Source organism: Alysiella filiformis (genome assembly GCF_014054525.1).
Classification (GTDB): domain Bacteria; phylum Pseudomonadota; class Gammaproteobacteria; order Burkholderiales; family Neisseriaceae; genus Simonsiella; species Simonsiella filiformis.
Window position 1 is genome coordinate 1,691,150 of record NZ_CP059564.1, and the last position, 17,874, is coordinate 1,709,023.

A 17,874-nucleotide genomic window follows, 5' to 3' on the forward strand; every position below is an offset into this window, starting at 1 on the left:
TGCCTGAAAGGTTTTTTTGCGACCAATGATTTTTGGGGGCTGTCTGAATTTGAATATAGATAATTGAATATGTAAGCAATTAAGCCACAATTTGCTTTTCAGGCAGCCTGAAAACCGTTAGAATGTCTGTTTTAATTCACTCACAAAATGGAAACAATTTATGAAATCACATCTGAAATTGTGTGCGCTTGCGCTGTCTTTTTTGGGCTTAACCGCGTGCAGCAGCATTGCCAATCAAACGCCCGACCAAATGTACCGCACCAGTATGCAGCGTCAATTTAAACAGGATTCGCAATACAATTTTACGGGTAAAGTGTTTGTGCAAACTTCGCCCAATGCCAACGCCAAAACGCGCGAACAAGCCCTGAATACCTTCATTGAACGCGAAACCGATATCGCAAAATGGAAATACCGAGACAATCCCAAAATGCGCAGCAAAACCCAAATTCGCCAACGTGCCGAAAAAAAATTGGCAAGCAGCGAATTGTTGGCTGAACACTTCGCCAAAAACGTGAGCGTACCCGTTTCGGGTGCTTGGGATTTGCCCAATGGCAAATTGGAAATTGTGCCAGAAATCCGTTATGAAACACGCGCTTCGGGTGCTTATTTTAAATTGCCCATTCAAATTGATGCCAAACAAAGCAGCGCATTGATTGACCTTGCTGGCGTGTCGGCTTTTTCTGATGTTTACACGGTACGCAATGATTTGGCGGTTGAACCCATCAACAATCGCTATGTACGCATTACCCTGCCTGAATCGCTGCGCAAAAACATTCCTTTAAAAGACCTGTTCAAAAGTCTGCCCAAAGCATTTGACGATGGCATTGCCCAAATGGACAAAACACAATTCGCCATGTTGCCTTTGGACGAACGCGCCAAACGTTTGGGCGCAACATACCGCATCAGCCACAAACAAAACAGCGAACAAGGCGAGATTTACAGCACGGCATTGTTCAACAGCATTGTGCAACAGCTTGAAGATAATCAAAAAAATGGCACGGCTCAAAGCGATGTTTCCCCCGAAAATCATGCCAAATTCATTGAAATGCTGAAAACCATTAAGCAAAGCATGGAAGACGCACGCAAAAATGTGAAAGCGGTGGGCGAAAATGGCGAATCTGAAATCGCCGAGGTGGAATCGCTGCTCAACAAAATTGAAGTGGAAACCGAGCTTTATTTGGACAGCAAAGGTCGCATTTTGGCATTGGTTCAGGCTGCCGATATGCCCGATGAGCTGTTTGGTAAATTGTTTTATGGCAAACATGTGCGCTTGATTTACGAAACAGAAATGCAATACAGCAGCAAACCTGTGTTTGTGATTCAAGCCAATGAAAGCAATACGGTGGATTTGGAAAAAATTTCGCCAAAATTCAAAGAATTGATGGATAAAACCATTCAAGCAGAATAAGGCTTTTAAAAAATAAGCTGCCTGAAACCCACGTTCAGGCAGCTTAAATGGTTTTTTACATTTGACGCAACAGGCTGCGTACCAATTTGGCAGAATGCACGGCAGCAATTTCCAAAAATGCGTCAAAACTCATCGCGGCATCGCTGTCGCCATTGTCGGAAATGGCGCGGATAATCACAAAAGGCTTGTTCAGTTGATGGCAAGTTTGGGCAATGGCGGCGGCTTCCATTTCGGTAGCAAGCGCATCGGGGAAATGCCCACGAATGGTATCCAACATCTTGTTGCTGCTGATAAATTGGTCGCCACTCACAATCAAGCCCAAATGATTTTGAATATCGGGTAATTGTCCTGCTGCCATTTCTGCGGCAAAAATCAGGGTTTTGTGGCTTTTGTAGCGTTCAGGCAGCTTGGGGACTTGTCCGTGGGCATAGCCAAAGGCGGTAACGTCCACATCATGATGTGCCACTTCCGCGCCAATCACAAGGTCGCCAACGCGCAAACGTGAAGTCAACCCCCCCGCGCTGCCTGTGTTGATGACGCAATCGCATGAAAAATGTTCAATCAAAATGGTGGTGGCAATGGCGGCGTTCACTTTGCCAATGCCGCTCAAACACAAAGCAACGTTTTTATCGTCCAACACGCCTGTGTAAACGGTGGTTGCGCCAATGGTTTGGGCTTGCACTTGGCTCATTGCCTGTTTGAGCAGCGCAATTTCCTGCTCCATTGCGCCAATGATACCAAAAGTTTCGGGGTGGAATGGGGTGGTGTGTGGCATTTCAAAAGACTTTCTGTAAGGTATGTTCAGGCAGCCTGAAACATAGATTCAACATTCAAAAAATAAGGCGGGTTCAACAACCCGCCTTTGGCATTAGGCAAAAATTTCCGTCCATTCGCTGCGTTTATCCAGCAGATATTGGGCGATTTTTTGTGCGCCTTCCAAACTGTGGCTGGCAGCCCAACCGCATTGCACTTCATTGCAGGCAGGCACTTCGGTTGCCACCACCACATCTTTCAGGGTTTTTTCAATCAAATCAAGTGCATCGTTGTATTCGGGCAAATTGAGCAACGCCACATAAAAACCCGTTTGGCAACCCATGGGGCTGATGTCAATCACTTTATCAGAATGATTGCGCGACAATTCCGCCATCAAATGTTCCAAGCTGTGTAAAGCGGGCATTTCCATGTGGTCTTGATTGGGTTGGCACACGCGCAAATCGTACTTGTAGATTTTGTCGCCGTGGTCGCCATCGGTTACGCACGCCAAGCGCACATAGGGGGCTTTCACTTTGGTGTGGTCAAGATTAAAACTTTCCACATTCATGCGTTTTTCGGTTTGAATGGTGTTCATGATGATGAATTTTCACAAAATAAAGGCGCGATTATACCAGTTTCAGGCAGCCACCACAAACAAAGCCACAATCGCCAAAAAGCCCACAAACCACACAGTTGAGCGAACAAGCGATTGATTTTGCAAATAAGCCCAAATAAACGCCACACGCGACAACACAAACACCACCGCCCAAAAATTGATGGCAAACTGCGAAGCCTCGCCTGTGGCATGGGCAATGATGACCGCCGCCGCATAAGGCGCAAGCATTTCATGTCCATTTTGCTGGGCAGCGTGGGCGCGAGCGGCTTTGCCTGTGGTTTGCGCCAGAAAATCGCGTGGATTTTTGTTGTCGGCAATTTGAAAGCCGCCCAATTTTTTGGCGTATGCCGCACAAAATAAATTCAAAAACAAGATGATGAGTATGCTGAAATAGGCAAAAGTCATGATTGAGTCCTTTGTTTGATGGTTCGGTTTCTTATCGGAAAATGTTGTCAGTCTTGCCATACACGACAAAAATTGTTGTGTACTGAAAGGCTGAAACTTTTGCAAAACTCAATTCGTAGGGGCAGATTTCATATCCGCCTTTTTTCAATTTATTGATAACGCGATTTCGGGATAAAAGTGATTAATCAATTTAAGTCACTTTGCTCCCTCTCCCTGTGGGAGAGGGCTGGGGAGAGGGTATGCTGCTCAACAAGCCCTCTCTCCAACTCTCTCCCATAGGGAGAGAGGGCAGGTTTGTTGGCAAATTGACAGTGACTTATCCCGAGTTCATGTTATTGATAAAAATAAAAATTTCTGCAATTCTAAACAGGGCAGATATGAAATCTGCCCCTACAAACCGAGTTTTGCAAAAGTTTCAGGCTGCCTGAAAATCATTTTTTCAATAAAGCGATGATTTCATCTTTGGCGGCAAGTTCGCGGTCTTTTTGGGCGAGCAGTTCGTTTTTGTGTTGGATAATCAATTTGAGTTTTTCAATTTCGTATTGTGAATCGTTTGCTGATGAGTAAATGGCGATGTGATTGTTGTTATCGCCATTGATTTCATCTAATTGAATAATTAAACCTTTATCCGTTCTCAATAATTCACACACATCAATTTTAAATATATTGGCAATTTGTTGTAATCTTTCTATATTGATTGAATTTTCTCCGCGTTCAATTTTCGCATATCCCCCTGCGGTCATATCCAATTTTTCTGCCATTTCTTCTTGCGACCATTGATTTAATTCACGCATGGTGCGGATTTTTTCGTGGGTTTCCATTTTTGTCCTTTCTGTACAGAATAAATCTTTTTAGTAGCTGGTGTATTAAAATGAATTCAGTAATAATGAAATTACTGAAACATCTCATGATTGTAAATCAAAAATGGTGTGGAAGTAATCTCTTTTATTTTTACAAAGGAAATCATTATGGCAACAAGAGTTAAAGTTTATGTCTTTCAAGAAGATAATAAAGGCAAAATGGTAGGCAAAGAAGGTGTTAAAGTAAGCACCAATCACATGCCAAACGATGTAAAAACAGATTCATCGGGTGCAGCTAGTTTAATTATTGAAGAAGATCACGTAAAAATTTTTGTTGCTAATACAAAAATTTATGATGGCTTTACTTCAGCCTGCCCTAGTATTTTGGAATGTGAATGGGAGTAGGGGAAATATTATGGCAATTAGACTCAGAACATCATTAAAATCAAATGGTTCAGGTTATGGCATCGTAAAAGATGGTGAGCATTACTTCACATTACATGCAAAAGGTGAAATAGACAAAATTCAGCGTATTCAACAGGAATATATGGCTACCCCTCATTTTTCTGATATGAAATATATGTTGGGACAAGAAATGGAAAAATTGTTAAGCAATAATCCTGTTAATATTTACGATATTTCTGCATGTGATGAAATGGGGATGCCACTTTGGAGTGCAAATTTATATGCCTTTAATCAGGAAGATGCCATTAATAATGTATATGATTTATCTGTATTAATGAAGCGTGAATATCCTAATTATGGGCGCAATATTTCGTTCTTCAATTTTCAAAATCTGAAAACAGGTCAAAGTTTTACTCTTAATTATTAAGATTTTTATTAAAAATGGTGTGAATTAAAGATTTCAGGCAGCCTGACAACCTTTCAGGCTGCCTGAATTTCACTTATTTCTGATACTGTTTCTTACTGGAAACCTGCTTTTTCTTGCTTTTGCCGCCACTATTGCGCGCTTTTTCGTCTTTGCGCCCTTCGCGTTTGGCAATGCGGTTACTCAAACTCACACGGCGCAAGGGTTTGTTTTTCGTTTCTTTTGCCGTTTCTTCATACGGATTTTCGCTCACATTATACTGAATCCGCAATGGCGTTCCCTGTAAATTGAATGCCTTACGGAAAGTCTGCGTGAGATAGCGCGTGTAGCTGTCGCCAATCGCGTGCAAAGAATTGCCGTGTATCACAATCACAGGCGGATTGCTGCCGCCTTGGTGGGCATAGCGCATTTTCGGGCGCACCAAACCTGCGCGTGGCGGTTGCTGGCGTTCCACAGCCGTTTGCAAAACGCGCGTGATTTTGGGCGTGGGCATTTTGATGAACGCGGCATCGTAGGCAGCCTGAATGCTTTCAAACAAGCCGTCAATGCCTTTTTCTTTGAGTGCGGAAATGTAATGAAATTTCGCAAAATCAAGGAAATACAGTTTACGCGCAATGTCGCGCTTGATGTCGTTGCGGCGTTCTTCGGAAATGCCGTCCCATTTGTTCACGGCAACCACCAATGCGCGTCCTGCTTCCAGCGCGAAACCTGCGATGGTTGCGTCTTGGTCGGCAATGTCCTGTTGCGCGTCCAGCACCAAAACCGCCACATTGGCGGCTTCAATCGCTTGCATGGCTTTAATCACGGAGAATTTTTCCACCGCTTCATCTACTTTGCCGCGTCTGCGTACGCCAGCCGTATCAATAATGGTAAAGGGCTTGTTTTCGCGTTCAAAATCAATGTGTATGCTGTCGCGGGTCGTGCCTGCCATGTCAAAGGCAATCACGCGCTCTTCGCCCAAAATCGCGTTAACCAAGGTGGATTTACCCACATTCGGGCGACCGATAATGGCGAAAGTGGGGTGATGGTTTTCAGGCTGCTCGTCTTCCGCTTCGGGGAATTTTTCCAACACATCTTCAATCAAATGGTAAACGCCATCGCCATGCGCCCCTGAAATCACATGGGGTTCGCCCAAAGCCAATTCGTAAAATTCGGCTGCCAAAACGGGGCGGTTGCCGCCTTCGCCTTTATTGACCGCCAAAAACACGGGGCGCGGACTTTGGCGCAAGCGGTCGGCGATGATTTTGTCTTGTGGGGTCAAGCCAGTACGTGCGTCCACCAGAAAAATCACGGCATCGGCTTCGTCAATGGCTTGCAGGGTTTGTTTTGCCATTTCGTGCAAAATGCCACTGTCCACCACTGGCTCAAAACCGCCTGTGTCCACAACGAGATAGGGTTTCGTGCCAACGCGTCCGTGTCCATAATGGCGGTCGCGTGTCAAACCTGGCAGGTCGTGCACGAGTGCGTCTTTGGTGCGCGTTAAGCGGTTGAATAAGGTGGATTTGCCGACATTGGGTCTGCCAACTAGGGCGATGGTTGGTTTCATGTTTTTGCTTTCTCTGTTTCAGGCTGCCTGAAAGGACTGCGCGTCCAGCGAAAATATTTTTCAGGCAGCAAGCAGGTGTATTTTGCCATACACGGGTTAATCAAAATTTTTCAGGCAGCCTGAAAATGCGTTGGCTGCCTGAAAATCAATTTGGGGGCATTTTAACAGAAATTCGCGTTTCAGGCAGCCTGAAAACCTTGAATATTCACAAATTTTGCTCTTTGCCACGCATAAAAATGTCAATCACATTTTGCAAATGCACACGCATGTTTTCCCGCGCAGCGTTTACATCGCGCTGTTCCAAAGCCATCAAAATCGCATAATGTTCCTGTTGCGAACGCAAAGGCATATCGCTGGGCGTGTAAAGTCGGCGCAACGCACTGAACAATTTGCTGGATTGTTCATTCAATAATTTTTTCAAAATCAAAGGGTAAACATCATTGCCGCAACTCTCTGCAATGCGAATGTGGAACAAGCGGTCGCCATCATGGGTCGTAGAACCCATGATGTTATCCGAAACATTCATCAAATAAGCCTGTTTAATCAAAAACAAAGACTTTTCAGTCATGTTTTCAGCCGCCAACGCAGCCGTTTCAGGTTCAATCAACAAACGCGCTTGCAAGAGCGAAAATGGCGAAATGCCATTTAAATCAATATTTTGATTTTCCTTTTGTTGGCAAACATAAACCCCCTTTCCCACTTTAACTTCAAGCCACCCCGATACTTCCAGCGCAATAATCGCTTCACGCACAGAAGTGCGGCTCACATTGAGCCATTTTGCCAAATCCCGCTCACTTGGCAAAGTGTCGCCTGCTTGCCATTCGCCTTGTGTGATTTTTTCCCGCAATAAATTGGCGATTTTTTGATATAAGCGCGGGGGCGCATCTGATGGAATAAGGGATTCTGCTTGCATTGGTCTAACCTTTATCGCGATGATAAATGTGGTTCATTTGAAAAATAAATTTTTTAAATATCAAAATTATAACATCATTTCATCACTTGACATTCAGAATTTTTAATGACCTTCATCAATTTTGATGAATAAGTGGTTAGACCAGTTGAACAGTTAAAATTTTTCATTTAGACTACATTTCATTACATCAATAAACAAGGGATAACATCATGCGTTTAAAAGACAAAATTTGTGTCGTAACCGCCGCAGGGCAAGGCATTGGGCGTGCTTCCACACTTGCCTACGCGCAAGAAGGCGCACAAGTTTGGGCGTTGGACATCAACGAAGCCGCCTTGCAATCGCTGAAAGCCGAACATGAGAACATTCACATTCACGCCATCAATTTATTGGAAACGGAAAAGTTCAGCCAATTCTTTGAAAAATTAGATAAAATTGATGTTTTGTTTAACTGTGCAGGCTGGGTGGCGGCTGGCGATGTGTTGGCAAGCAGCGCACAAGACATGCAAAAATCATGGGATTTAAACGTGATGACCATGTTTCACGCCATTCAAGCGGTCTTACCAAAAATGTTGGCGCAAGGTGGTGGCTCTATCATCAATATGTCGTCCGCCGCGTCCAGCGTGAAAGGCGTTCCCAATCGTTTTGCATACAGCGTGAGCAAAGCGGCTGTTATTGGTCTGACCAAATCGGTTGCTGCCGACTATGTTACCCAAGGCATTCGTTGCAACGCGATTTGCCCTGGTACGGTGGAATCGCCATCTTTACATGAACGCATAGCCGAGCAAGCCAAAGCACAAAATAAGACCATTGAAGAAGTGTTTGCCGCATTTGTGGCGCGACAACCCATGGGACGCATTGGTCGGGACAGCGAAATTGCCGCATTAGCCGTTTATTTGGCAAGCGATGAATCGGCTTTCACAACAGGCACTTGCCAAGTGATTGACGGTGGTTGGTCAAATTGAATTTTCAGGCAGCCTGAAAACAAATCACCCATTTAAATGAAAAGGAATCAACTTATGAAATTACTTCGTTTTGGCGCAAAAGGCGCAGAAAAACCCGCTATTTTGGACGCGCAAGGCAATATCCGCGATTTATCGTCTGTGGTGGCGGACATCAACGGCTTTGTATTGGAACACGAATTAGCCAAAATTGGTCAGACCAATTTGGAGACTTTACCGATTGTGCCAAATGACGTTCGCATTGGCGCGTGTGTGGGCAATGTGGGCAAATTCATCTGCATTGGCTTGAACTATTCCGACCACGCCGCCGAAACCAACTCGCCCATTCCCAAAGAACCGATTATTTTCAACAAATGGACAAGCGCAATCGTGGGCGCAAATGACGATGTAGAAATCCCACGCGGTTCGCAAAAAACGGATTGGGAAGTGGAATTGGGCGTGGTCATTGGCAAAAGCGGTCGCTACATTGACGAAAAAGACGCGATGGATTATGTGGCTGGCTACTGCGTGATTAACGATGTTTCCGAGCGTGAATATCAGTTGGAACGCGGTGGCACTTGGGACAAAGGCAAGGGCAACGACACCTTTGGTCCAATGGGTCCCTATTTGGTAACCAAAGACGAAATCGCCGACCCGCACAATTTACAAATGTGGTTGGAAGTGGACGGCAAGCGTTATCAAAATGGCAACACGAATACGATGATTTTCCAAATTCCATTTTTAATCAGCTATTTGAGCCGTTTTATGAGTTTGCAAGCAGGCGATGTGATTTCCACAGGTACGCCACCAGGGGTGGGTTTGGGACAAAAACCGCCCGTGTATTTGCAAGCGGGTCAGACCATGCGTTTGGGCATTGAGGGCTTGGGCGAGCAAACGCAAAAAGTCGTTCAGGCTTAAACAATTTGATTTTTTCAGGCTGCTTGTTGGGTACAGGCGTTTCAGGCAGCCTGAAAAAAATTTTACCTAAAATTCAGCCTTTTAAAAAATAAATCATTGAATAGAAAGTAAAAAAATATGTCAATCACCATCACCGATATGGAAGTGTTGGACATTCGCTTCCCCACTTCACAACAATTGGACGGTTCGGACGCGATGAACCCCGACCCCGATTATTCCGCCGCCTATGTGATTTTAAAGACCAATTATTCAGAATTAAATGGTCATGGATTAACATTCACGATTGGGCGTGGTAATGAAATTTGTTGTGCGGCAATTGAAGCCGTGCGGCATTTGGTGGTGGGCTTGAATTTAGATGAAGTCAAACAAGCACCTGCACAATTTTGGCGCAAACTCACAGGCGACAGCCAACTGCGTTGGATTGGTCCAGACAAAGGTGCCATGCACTTGGCGGTAGGGGCGGTGGTCAATGCGGTGTGGGATTTGTGGGCGAAAGCGGAAAACAAACCCGTGTGGCGTTTGGTGGCGGATATGTCGCCCGAAGAATTGGTAAATTGCATTGATTTCAGATACTTAACCGATTGCATCGCGCCCGAAGAAGCCCTTGATTTATTAACGAAAGCCGAACAAGGCAAAGCAGAACGCACCGAAATTTTATTGCGTGAAGGCTACCCATGCTACACCACTTCGGCAGGCTGGCTGGGTTACAGCGATGAAAAATTGGCGCGTTTGTGCCAAGAAGCAATTGATGAAGGTTTTCAATATGTTAAATTGAAAGTCGGACAAAATTTGGAAGACGACAAACGCCGTGTTCGCATTGCGCGTGAAATCATTGGCGATGAACGCCATTTGATGATAGACGCAAATCAAGTTTGGGAGCGTCAGCAAGCGATTGATTGGGTTAAGGAATTGGCTTTTGCCAAACCTTGGTTTATTGAAGAGCCAACCAGCCCAGACGATGTGGAAGCGCACCGCGCCATTCGTGAAGCGATTGCGCCGATTCAGGTGGCAACTGGCGAAATGTGCCAAAACCGCATGATGTTTAAACAGTTTATCATGCGCGAGGCGATTGACGTGGTGCAAATTGATGCGTGTCGCATGGGGGGCGTGAATGAGGTTTTAGCGGTGTTGTTGATGGCGGCAAAATATGGCTTGAAAGTGTGCCCACATGCTGGTGGTGTGGGGCTTTGCGAGTATGTGCAACACTTGTCCATGATTGATTATTTGTGTTTTTCAGGCGACAAATCGGGGCGCGTAACCGAATACGTTGACCATTTACACGAGCATTTTATCCACCCTTGCGTGATTGAAAACGCGGCATATATGCCACCCAAAGAAGCGGGTTTTTCTATTGAAATGAAAGACAGTTCATTAAAAGAATATCAATTTAAAAATTAAGTTTCCAATGTAGGGTGCGTACCACGCACCAAAATTGCAAATAAATTGGTGCGTGGTACGCACCCTACAAAATCCTTGCGGAGCAAACCATGATTGACACCCACATTCATTTTTGGCGTTATCAAGATATTGATTATGCTTGGATTTCTGATGAAATGCCGATGTTGAAACAAGACAGGCTGCCTGAACACATTGTGCCTTTGGCGCAAGATTTGGGCGTGGTGGCTGGAATGGCGGTACAAGCGCGTTGTGATGTGGCGGAAAATGCGTTTTTGTTGAATTTAGCCAAAGAAAATCAATGGATTAAAGGAATTGTTGGGTGGTTGGATTTGCGTTCAGGCAGCCTGAAAGATGATTTGGCGCAATTTGAACACGAACCTTTGATGAAAGGCTTTCGCCATATTGTGCAAGATGAACCCAATCCTGCGGCTTATTGGTCTGACCAATTATTTAGAGATGGCGTCAAATTCATTCAAAAACAAGGTTTTGTTTATGATTTGTTGTGTCATCAAAAAGATTTGGGTGCGGTGGTGGATTTTGCACGAGCCATTGACGATAACTGGTTGATTTTAGACCATTTGGGTAAACCCAAATTTGGCGCAACTGGCGCATTTGATGATTGGAAAAGCCATTTAAATCAACTGGCTAAATTGCCTCATGTGGCGGTGAAAATTTCGGGTTTGGTAACGGAATGTGGAGCGCATTGTTCGGTGGACGATATTCGCCCTTATGTGGCAACGGCTTTGGATTTGTTTGGCGATGGGCGCGTGTTGTTTGGTTCGGATTGGTCGGTTTGCACATTAACGCATGATTATCAAAAGGTTTTTAATTTATTCTGTGCGACTACACACCATTTCAGGCAACCTGAAAACCCATTTACCGAAAACGCCAAAAAAATTTACAGCATTGAATGGACGGATTGAATATCATGGATTTACATTTAAAAAACAAAGTCTTCTTGATTAGCGGTGGTGGGGCTGGCATTGGTGCGGCAATTTCTTTGGGTTTGGCGCAAGAAGGGGCGATTCCCGTGATTTTGGGGCGTTCGCAACCCGATGTGGATTTTTGGGCAAAATTGCAAGCCATTCAATCGCAAAGTTTTTTTATTCAAACCGAATTAACCGATGAGCAAGCCTGTGTTTCTGCTGTACAAAAAACAGTTGAACAATTCAAGCGTTTAGACGGTTTGGTCAATAATGCGGGTGTGAATGACAATATTGGTCTGACCAGTTCTACGGATTTATTTCGCCAATCTTTGGAAAAAAATTTGGTGCATTATTTTGTGTTGATGCGCGAAGTCTTGCCCCATTTGCGCGAAACTTTGGGCGCGGTGGTGAACATCGGCTCCAAAACGGCTGTTACAGGGCAAGGTCAGACCAGCGCGTATGCCGCAGCCAATGGTGGTCGCATGGCACTCACGCGCGAATGGGCGGCGGCTTTGTTGGCAGATGGGGTGCGCGTGAACGCGGTGATTCCTGCCGAAGTGATGACGCCATTGTATGCGCGTTGGATTCAAAGTTTTGATAATCCAGAAGAAAAATTGGCACAAATCACGTCCAAAATTCCGCTTGGCAAACGCATGACCACTGCCGAAGAAATTGCGGATACGGTGGTCTTTCTGTTGTCGCCACGTTCGTCTCACACAACGGGGCAATGTGTTTTTGTTGATGGCGGCTACACGCATCTTGACCGTGCATTAACTTGATTTTATTGAAAATATTTTTGTTGTACCCCAAGTTGGGTTTTCAGGCAGCCTGAAAATTTTGTCAATCAAAAACCGACTTTTCTCACACCATTTTCTCAACTCACGGAGCACATATCATGAAACACATCATCAATCAATTCAATTTGTTGGCAATCACGGCTTGCGTTTTGGCAGCGTGTTCTGGCGGTGGTAACGAGAGTCAAGTCCAACAAAAACAAGCACAAACGCCCCCAGCCACAACTTCCGCTCCTGCTCCTGATGGCACAGGCAGCAATGGTGCCAAAATCGGCATTGACCAACCACGCATTGACACGGATTTTTGGACGGCTTTTGCCAATTATGTGCCCACAAAAGGGCAAGAATTGGGCGCGAATTTGTATCAAACTTCGTCCAATAATGACGCGCAAAAAATGATTGCCAATGTACAACAAATGTTGCAATCTGATGTGAAAGCGATTGTGCTTGCGCCACAAGACACGGCAGCCGCCACCAGTGCGTTGGCAGCCGCCAAAGCCCAAAATATTCCTGTGGTTACGGTGGACACGCGCCCTGACGCTGGCGATGTGTATATGGTGGTGCGTGCGGATAATCAGGCTTATGGTTCAAATGCTTGCGTGGTGATTGGCGAAAAATTGAAAGGCGAAGGGCGTGTGGTGGAATTTCAAGGTGCGCTCAATTCCATTAACGGGCGCGACCGTTCGGAAGCCTTTGCCGAGTGCATGAAAACCAAGTATCCCAATATCAAAGTCATTGAAATTCCAACTGATTGGAAAAAAGAACCTGCCATTGCGGGCTTGCAAACGGCTTTGGCAGGCGGCAAAGTGAATGGCATTTATATGCAGGCTGGTGGCGTGTACCTTGAACCGACTTTGGCGTTTTTGAAACAAAAAAATCTGCTCAAACCTGCTGGCGATGCGGAACACATTGTGATTGTGTCCAATGACGGCATTAAATCGGAATTGGAAGCGATTAAACGCGGCGATATTGATGCGACCGTTTCGCAACCTGCCGATGGTTACGCGCATTGGGCTTTGTTCTACGCCAAAGCGGCTGCCGAAGGCAAAACGTTCCAAGTGGGCAAAACCGAACACGGCTCCAACATCGTTCAACCGCGTGATGGTTTGTTGGAAGACCAAATTGTTGCGCCTGTGGTTACGGTTGATGGCGCAAAATTGGGCGATTTGCAAACCGTGAAAGCGGATTCGCCTGATTTGTGGGGGAATAAATAATTTGATTTGAAAAACAAAACTTTCAGGCTGCCTGAAACTTGTCCCCTCCCCGTCTGGCGGGGGAGGGTTAGGGTGGGGGTGGTTCGTGGTGCAAAGCAAATTGATGTTTCCCCAGCGATTTTGCCCCCACTCTAGCCCTCCCCCGTTTGGGACGGGGGAGGGGACAGATTTGTGGTAACACAAAGATTTTCAGGCAGCCTAAAATTATTTTCTCAATAAAAATAACAATCTCGGAGTATCCAAACATGACCGCCCCCTTATTAGAAGCCAAAAACCTGATGAAACGCTATGGCAATAATGTGGCGTTGAATAATGTGAATTTAACCGTCCACGCAGGGCGCACGCACGCTTTGGTGGGGCGCAATGGTGCAGGCAAATCCACGCTGGTGTCGCTGATTACGGGCTTGAACAAAGCCGATTCTGGCACAATCCAGTTCAATGGCGTGGACGCGCCAGCCGCAGGCGATTTGCACGAATGGCGCAAACACGTTGCTTGCGTGTATCAAAAATCCACCATCATTCCGCATTTGAGTGTGGCGGAAAACCTGCTCATCAATCGGCAAAATTTGGATAAAAAACTGATTTCTTGGAAAAATGTTTACCAAAACGCACAAAATATTTTGGACGAATGGGATATTCCTGTGGATGTTCGCGCCGAAGCAGGCAGCCTGAACGTGGAAAACCGTCAGTTGATGGAAATTGCGCGGTCTTTGAGTTATGGCGCACGGTTCATTATTTTGGACGAACCCACTGCCATGTTGGACGGTCGCGCCATCAAACGCCTGTTTGCGCGTATGGAAAAACTGCACAATCAAGGGGTTACGTTTTTATTCATTTCACATCATTTGTCGGAAGTTTACGATATTTGTCAAGATGTTACCGTGTATCGAGACGCGAAACACATTTTAACCACTTCTGTGGCAGAACTCCCCAAAAATCAATTGATTGAAGCCATGACGGGCGAAAAATACACCGAAAAACATTATTCATCACGCGAATTAAGTCCCGAAATCACCTTAAATATTCATCAATTAAATCAAGCCAATGCTTACGAAAACATCAGTTTTCACATCAAAAAAGGCGAAATGGTTGGTTTGGCGGGTGGTGGCGGTTGTGGCAAAACCGAATTGGCGGAAACTTTGGTGGGTTTGCGTGAATGTGAAAGTGGCGAAATTTTGTTAAAAAACAAGACTTATCCTGCTGGTAATGTGAAAGCGGCTTTGAATGCAGGCATTGGTTTTGTGCCACAAGACCGTCATCATGAAGGATTTATCCCCGATTTGAGCATTGCCGAAAATGCGACTTTAAGCATTATGGAAAAATTGGGCAAATGGGGTTTAATCAAGCGAAGTAAACAAAATACGTTGGCACAACAATGGTTTAAAGAATTGGACATCAAAGCCTATGGCATTGAGCAGCCTGTAAGCGGTTTGTCGGGTGGCAATCAGCAAAAAGTGGTGCAAGCACGCGCAATGGCGAATAACCCTGATTTGTTGGTCATGATGTCGCCCACCGCAGGCGTGGACATCAAAAGTAAGGAAACTTTGCTGGATTATGTCGCCAAAAGCAGCGAAAAAGGCACATCTGTGCTGATTGTGTCGGACGAATTGGACGATTTGCGTGCTTGCGACCGTGTGCTGGTGATGTATCACGGCAAATTAACCCATGAATTTCCAATTGGTTGGCAAGACCAAGAGTTAATTGCGGCAATGGAAGGTTTGAGCGAACCGCAAAATCCATTTCAGGCTGCCTGAAAATAGCCATTCAATTTATTTTCTCATTCATCAATCAAGAGGGACAAACATCATGACCACGAATACGCAAGAAATTCAAAATGTTGTTGCGCCAAATCATCGCCCCAAAATTCAATGGGCAAATTTTCGGGATTGGGTTTTGATTCCACCCATTATTTTGATTTTGATTATTGGGCATATGGCAACGGGCAATTTTTTAAGTTGGGACATTTTGAAAATTCCGATTGAGCAATCCACGCAAATTGGTTTGTTGGTTTTGGCGCAAGCCTTGATTTTGATTATTGGGCGCATGGATTTGTCGCTGGAATCCACGTTTGGGCTTGCGCCTGCGGTGGCGGTGTGGGCGGTGGTGGGTGCGAGCATGACGGGAACGGGCGGTTTCTTGAATGGGCAATTTGCGCTGTTGGCAGGCGTGGGTTTGGGCGTATTGATTGGGATTACCAATGCTTTAATGATTGTGAAATTCCGTCTCAACGGCTTTATCGTAACGCTGGGTATGCTAACGGCATTGCGTGGCTTGCAAACTTTTTTGACAGGTGGCGCGAGTTTGTATCAATTACCCAAACAATTTCAAGCCCTTGCAGGTATGGGATTTTTGGGTATGTCATTGAGTTTTTGGGTGTTTGTGGTAACGGCTGGTGTATTGATGTTTGTGATGAAATACACGCGTTTGGGGCGCAGTTTGTACGCGATTGGCGGCAATGCGGACGCAGCACGCGCAGCAGGCATTCGCGTGGACAGAATCGTGATGGGAACGCTGATTTTCGCCAGCGTGTTGGCGGCGATTGCAGGGATTTTGTACACGGTGCAATACGCTTCGGTGGGACAAACACAGGGTTCAGGCTACATTTTCACGGTGTTTGCGGCGTGTGTGATTGGGGGGATTTCTTTGAATGGCGGACGCGGTTCGGTGTTTGGTGCGCTGACGGGGATTTTGCTGTTGAAATTCATTGACCAATTATTGCGTTCCATGCAAGTGTCTGGCACGGTGATTGAGTTGATTACGGGGACGTTTATTTTGGTGGCGTTGATTATTTCGCGCATTGCGTCTGGTAAACCGCAGGATTGAGTTTTCAGGCAGCCTGAAAAAGTGGGGTAAAATCCATTTTCAGGCTGCCTGAAAAACATTATTCCGAAAACACGAATAATATTTTCCAAAATTCGGAATTTTCTTTTAAGTAAAACTACTTTATAATCTTTTTTTGACACACACATTTATTTTTAATTAAATTTTAAAGGAAGCAATATCATGGCTCGCATGACCGCAGAACGCTTGGCAAAAGCCCGCGAACAAGAAAAAACCATTTCCGCCGAAGATTTGGCAAAAGTGAAAGGTTTAGCCGAAAGCATGGCAAAACCCATTCGCAGCTTTATTTTCAAAACGCCTGACGAAGAAGGCATGACTTACGAAAGCCTATCTATCCAGTCCGATGACGGCACGGCTTTGGAAGCGTGGTACATTCCCGCCAAAGAAAAAAGCGATAAACTCGTGATTTTTAACCACGCTTTGCCGATGTGTCGTGCGGGTTTCCCCGGTCATTTTGGTATGCCATGGGCGGGTTTTGACGCGGTAGAAATTGATTTCATCATTCAATACAAACATTTAACAGACGCTGGCTACAATGTTTTGACTTACGATTTCCGCAATCACGGCAACAGTGCTTCGGCAAACGGCGGCATTGCGGGCATTGGCAATTTTGAATGGCGCGATTGCGTGGGCGTGAAAAAATGGGTGGACGCGCACCCCGAGTTGTCCAAAATGAAAGTGGCGTTGTACAGCCAATGTTTGGGCGCGGACAGCCAATATCGTGCGATGTTGGAACGCCCTGAATTGTTTGAAAATGTGCAATGTATGGTCAATCCGCTTGTGGTAAATATGCCGTTTATTTTTGACGCGTTTTCGGAATTGTACGGCATCAATCAATATCAGGAACTGATTGATTTGGAACTGATTAAATTGGGTGGCTTTACCGCCGAAGAATGCCAAGCCGCAAATTGGGCGCATGCCGTGAAAGTGCCGACTTTCATCATGCAAGTGAAAAATGACGAATGGACACGCCAACCCGATGACGGCATGAAAACCTTTAACGCACTCGTGAACGCGCCTGAAAAAGAAATTTTCTGGTTGGACAGCACCAAGCGTTTCCGCGATGGTTACAACTGGTTTGGACGTGAACCGAAAATGGTTTTGGATTTCTTGGCGAAATACATGGGCTAATTTGATTTGATGCAAAAATACCATTTTAATTTTATTTAGAATGGTATTTTTTGTTTTCAGGCAGCCTGAAAGGACATTTTTATGAAAAATACTTATGTTTTAATGCTGGATTTGCAAGACAATCCCGACAAAATCGCCGAATACGAACAACACCACCGCGCCGTGTGGGCGGAAGTGGAACAGCACATTGCTGATTGTGGCATTACCCAAATGGCGATTTACCGTTTGGGAACGCGCTTGGTGATGTTGATGGACACCGATGACACGTTCAGTTTTGAACGCATGGCGCAACTCTCCGCCCAAAATGAAACCGTGCAACGCTGGGAAAAATGGATGTGGGATTATCAACAAGCCACGCCCTTTACCCCAGCAGGCGAAAAATGGGTGCTGATGGACGAGATTTATCGCTTTCAGGCTGCCTGAAAAGGCTGTCTGAAAGCTTTT

The 17,874-nt window shown here is 45.4% G+C and carries 19 protein-coding genes; 13 read left to right on the top strand and 6 right to left on the bottom strand.

Annotation, left to right across the window (positions count from 1 at the left end; translation table 11 throughout):
- Nucleotides 1–160 precede the first annotated feature (160 nt).
- Nucleotides 161–1,408 carry a hypothetical protein gene (locus H3L97_RS08365; protein WP_097113119.1) on the top strand — a complete coding sequence of 416 codons (1,248 nt, stop codon included), beginning with the start codon at nt 161–163 and terminating at the stop codon, nt 1,406–1,408.
- Nucleotides 1,409–1,463: 55 nt separating this feature from the next.
- Here the strand turns inward: H3L97_RS08365 and H3L97_RS08370 are convergent, their stop codons facing one another.
- From H3L97_RS08370 to H3L97_RS08385, 4 genes are all read right to left on the bottom strand, one after another.
- Nucleotides 1,464–2,183, bottom strand: a complete 720-nt coding sequence (locus tag H3L97_RS08370; protein ID WP_097113120.1) for a 5'-methylthioadenosine/adenosylhomocysteine nucleosidase — start codon at nt 2,181–2,183, stop codon at nt 1,464–1,466.
- A gap of 93 nt (nt 2,184–2,276) precedes the next feature.
- Complete coding sequence (locus H3L97_RS08375) at nt 2,277–2,756, bottom strand: S-ribosylhomocysteine lyase (RefSeq protein WP_097113121.1); 480 nt, start codon at nt 2,754–2,756, stop codon at nt 2,277–2,279.
- A gap of 42 nt (nt 2,757–2,798) precedes the next feature.
- Nucleotides 2,799–3,182: an MAPEG family protein gene (locus H3L97_RS08380; RefSeq protein ID WP_097113122.1), complete on the bottom strand. Its 384-nt coding sequence runs from the start codon at nt 3,180–3,182 to the stop codon at nt 2,799–2,801.
- A 431-nt stretch (nt 3,183–3,613) separates the two neighbouring features.
- Entirely contained in the window at nt 3,614–4,003 is a 390-nt protein-coding gene (locus tag H3L97_RS08385; RefSeq protein ID WP_097113123.1) for a helix-turn-helix domain-containing protein, read from the bottom strand.
- Nucleotides 4,004–4,150: 147 nt separating this feature from the next.
- Between H3L97_RS08385 and H3L97_RS08390 the strand changes: the two genes are divergently transcribed.
- A complete protein-coding gene (locus H3L97_RS08390; RefSeq protein ID WP_097113124.1) occupies nt 4,151–4,387 on the top strand; it encodes a hypothetical protein in 237 nt (78 codons plus the stop codon).
- Entirely contained in the window at nt 4,335–4,814 is a 480-nt protein-coding gene (locus H3L97_RS08395; protein ID WP_182073068.1) for a hypothetical protein, read from the top strand. The genes H3L97_RS08390 and H3L97_RS08395 overlap by 53 nt, the downstream gene beginning before the upstream one ends.
- 73 nt (nt 4,815–4,887) lie before the next feature.
- Here H3L97_RS08395 and der read toward each other — a convergent pair whose 3' ends face one another.
- Both der and H3L97_RS08405 read right to left on the bottom strand, forming a co-directional pair.
- A complete protein-coding gene (gene der / locus H3L97_RS08400; RefSeq protein ID WP_097113126.1) occupies nt 4,888–6,357 on the bottom strand; it encodes a ribosome biogenesis GTPase Der in 1,470 nt (489 codons plus the stop codon).
- Nucleotides 6,358–6,562: 205 nt separating this feature from the next.
- On the bottom strand, nt 6,563–7,270 hold the full coding sequence (locus H3L97_RS08405; protein WP_097113127.1) for a FadR/GntR family transcriptional regulator: 708 nt from the start codon (nt 7,268–7,270) through the stop codon (nt 6,563–6,565).
- A 209-nt stretch (nt 7,271–7,479) separates the two neighbouring features.
- Between H3L97_RS08405 and H3L97_RS08410 the strand changes: the two genes are divergently transcribed.
- The 10 genes from H3L97_RS08410 (at nt 7,480) to H3L97_RS08455 (ending at nt 17,853) form a co-directional block, all read left to right on the top strand.
- Nucleotides 7,480–8,232: an SDR family oxidoreductase gene (locus tag H3L97_RS08410; RefSeq protein WP_097113128.1), complete on the top strand. Its 753-nt coding sequence runs from the start codon at nt 7,480–7,482 to the stop codon at nt 8,230–8,232.
- A 54-nt stretch (nt 8,233–8,286) separates the two neighbouring features.
- Nucleotides 8,287–9,126: a fumarylacetoacetate hydrolase family protein gene (locus H3L97_RS08415; protein WP_097113129.1), complete on the top strand. Its 840-nt coding sequence runs from the start codon at nt 8,287–8,289 to the stop codon at nt 9,124–9,126.
- A 117-nt stretch (nt 9,127–9,243) separates the two neighbouring features.
- Nucleotides 9,244–10,524, top strand: a complete 1,281-nt coding sequence (locus tag H3L97_RS08420) for an L-fuconate dehydratase (RefSeq protein WP_097113130.1) — start codon at nt 9,244–9,246, stop codon at nt 10,522–10,524.
- Between the two features lie 89 nt (nt 10,525–10,613).
- Nucleotides 10,614–11,447, top strand: a complete 834-nt coding sequence (locus tag H3L97_RS08425) for an amidohydrolase family protein (RefSeq protein ID WP_097113131.1) — start codon at nt 10,614–10,616, stop codon at nt 11,445–11,447.
- Nucleotides 11,448–11,452: 5 nt separating this feature from the next.
- The gene (locus tag H3L97_RS08430; protein WP_097113276.1) at nt 11,453–12,229 is read left to right on the top strand and encodes an L-fucose dehydrogenase; all 777 of its coding nucleotides are present in this window, start codon (nt 11,453–11,455) and stop codon (nt 12,227–12,229) included.
- Nucleotides 12,230–12,345: 116 nt separating this feature from the next.
- The gene (locus tag H3L97_RS08435) at nt 12,346–13,458 is read left to right on the top strand and encodes a sugar ABC transporter substrate-binding protein (protein ID WP_034295017.1); all 1,113 of its coding nucleotides are present in this window, start codon (nt 12,346–12,348) and stop codon (nt 13,456–13,458) included.
- Between the two features lie 245 nt (nt 13,459–13,703).
- Complete coding sequence (locus tag H3L97_RS08440; protein ID WP_097113132.1) at nt 13,704–15,212, top strand: sugar ABC transporter ATP-binding protein; 1,509 nt, start codon at nt 13,704–13,706, stop codon at nt 15,210–15,212.
- Between the two features lie 52 nt (nt 15,213–15,264).
- Complete coding sequence (locus H3L97_RS08445; RefSeq protein WP_051968600.1) at nt 15,265–16,281, top strand: ABC transporter permease; 1,017 nt, start codon at nt 15,265–15,267, stop codon at nt 16,279–16,281.
- 180 nt (nt 16,282–16,461) lie between these two features.
- Complete coding sequence (locus tag H3L97_RS08450; RefSeq protein WP_097113133.1) at nt 16,462–17,430, top strand: alpha/beta hydrolase family protein; 969 nt, start codon at nt 16,462–16,464, stop codon at nt 17,428–17,430.
- Nucleotides 17,431–17,511: 81 nt separating this feature from the next.
- Nucleotides 17,512–17,853, top strand: a complete 342-nt coding sequence (locus tag H3L97_RS08455) for an L-rhamnose mutarotase (RefSeq protein WP_097113134.1) — start codon at nt 17,512–17,514, stop codon at nt 17,851–17,853.
- Nucleotides 17,854–17,874: the final 21 nt, after the last annotated feature.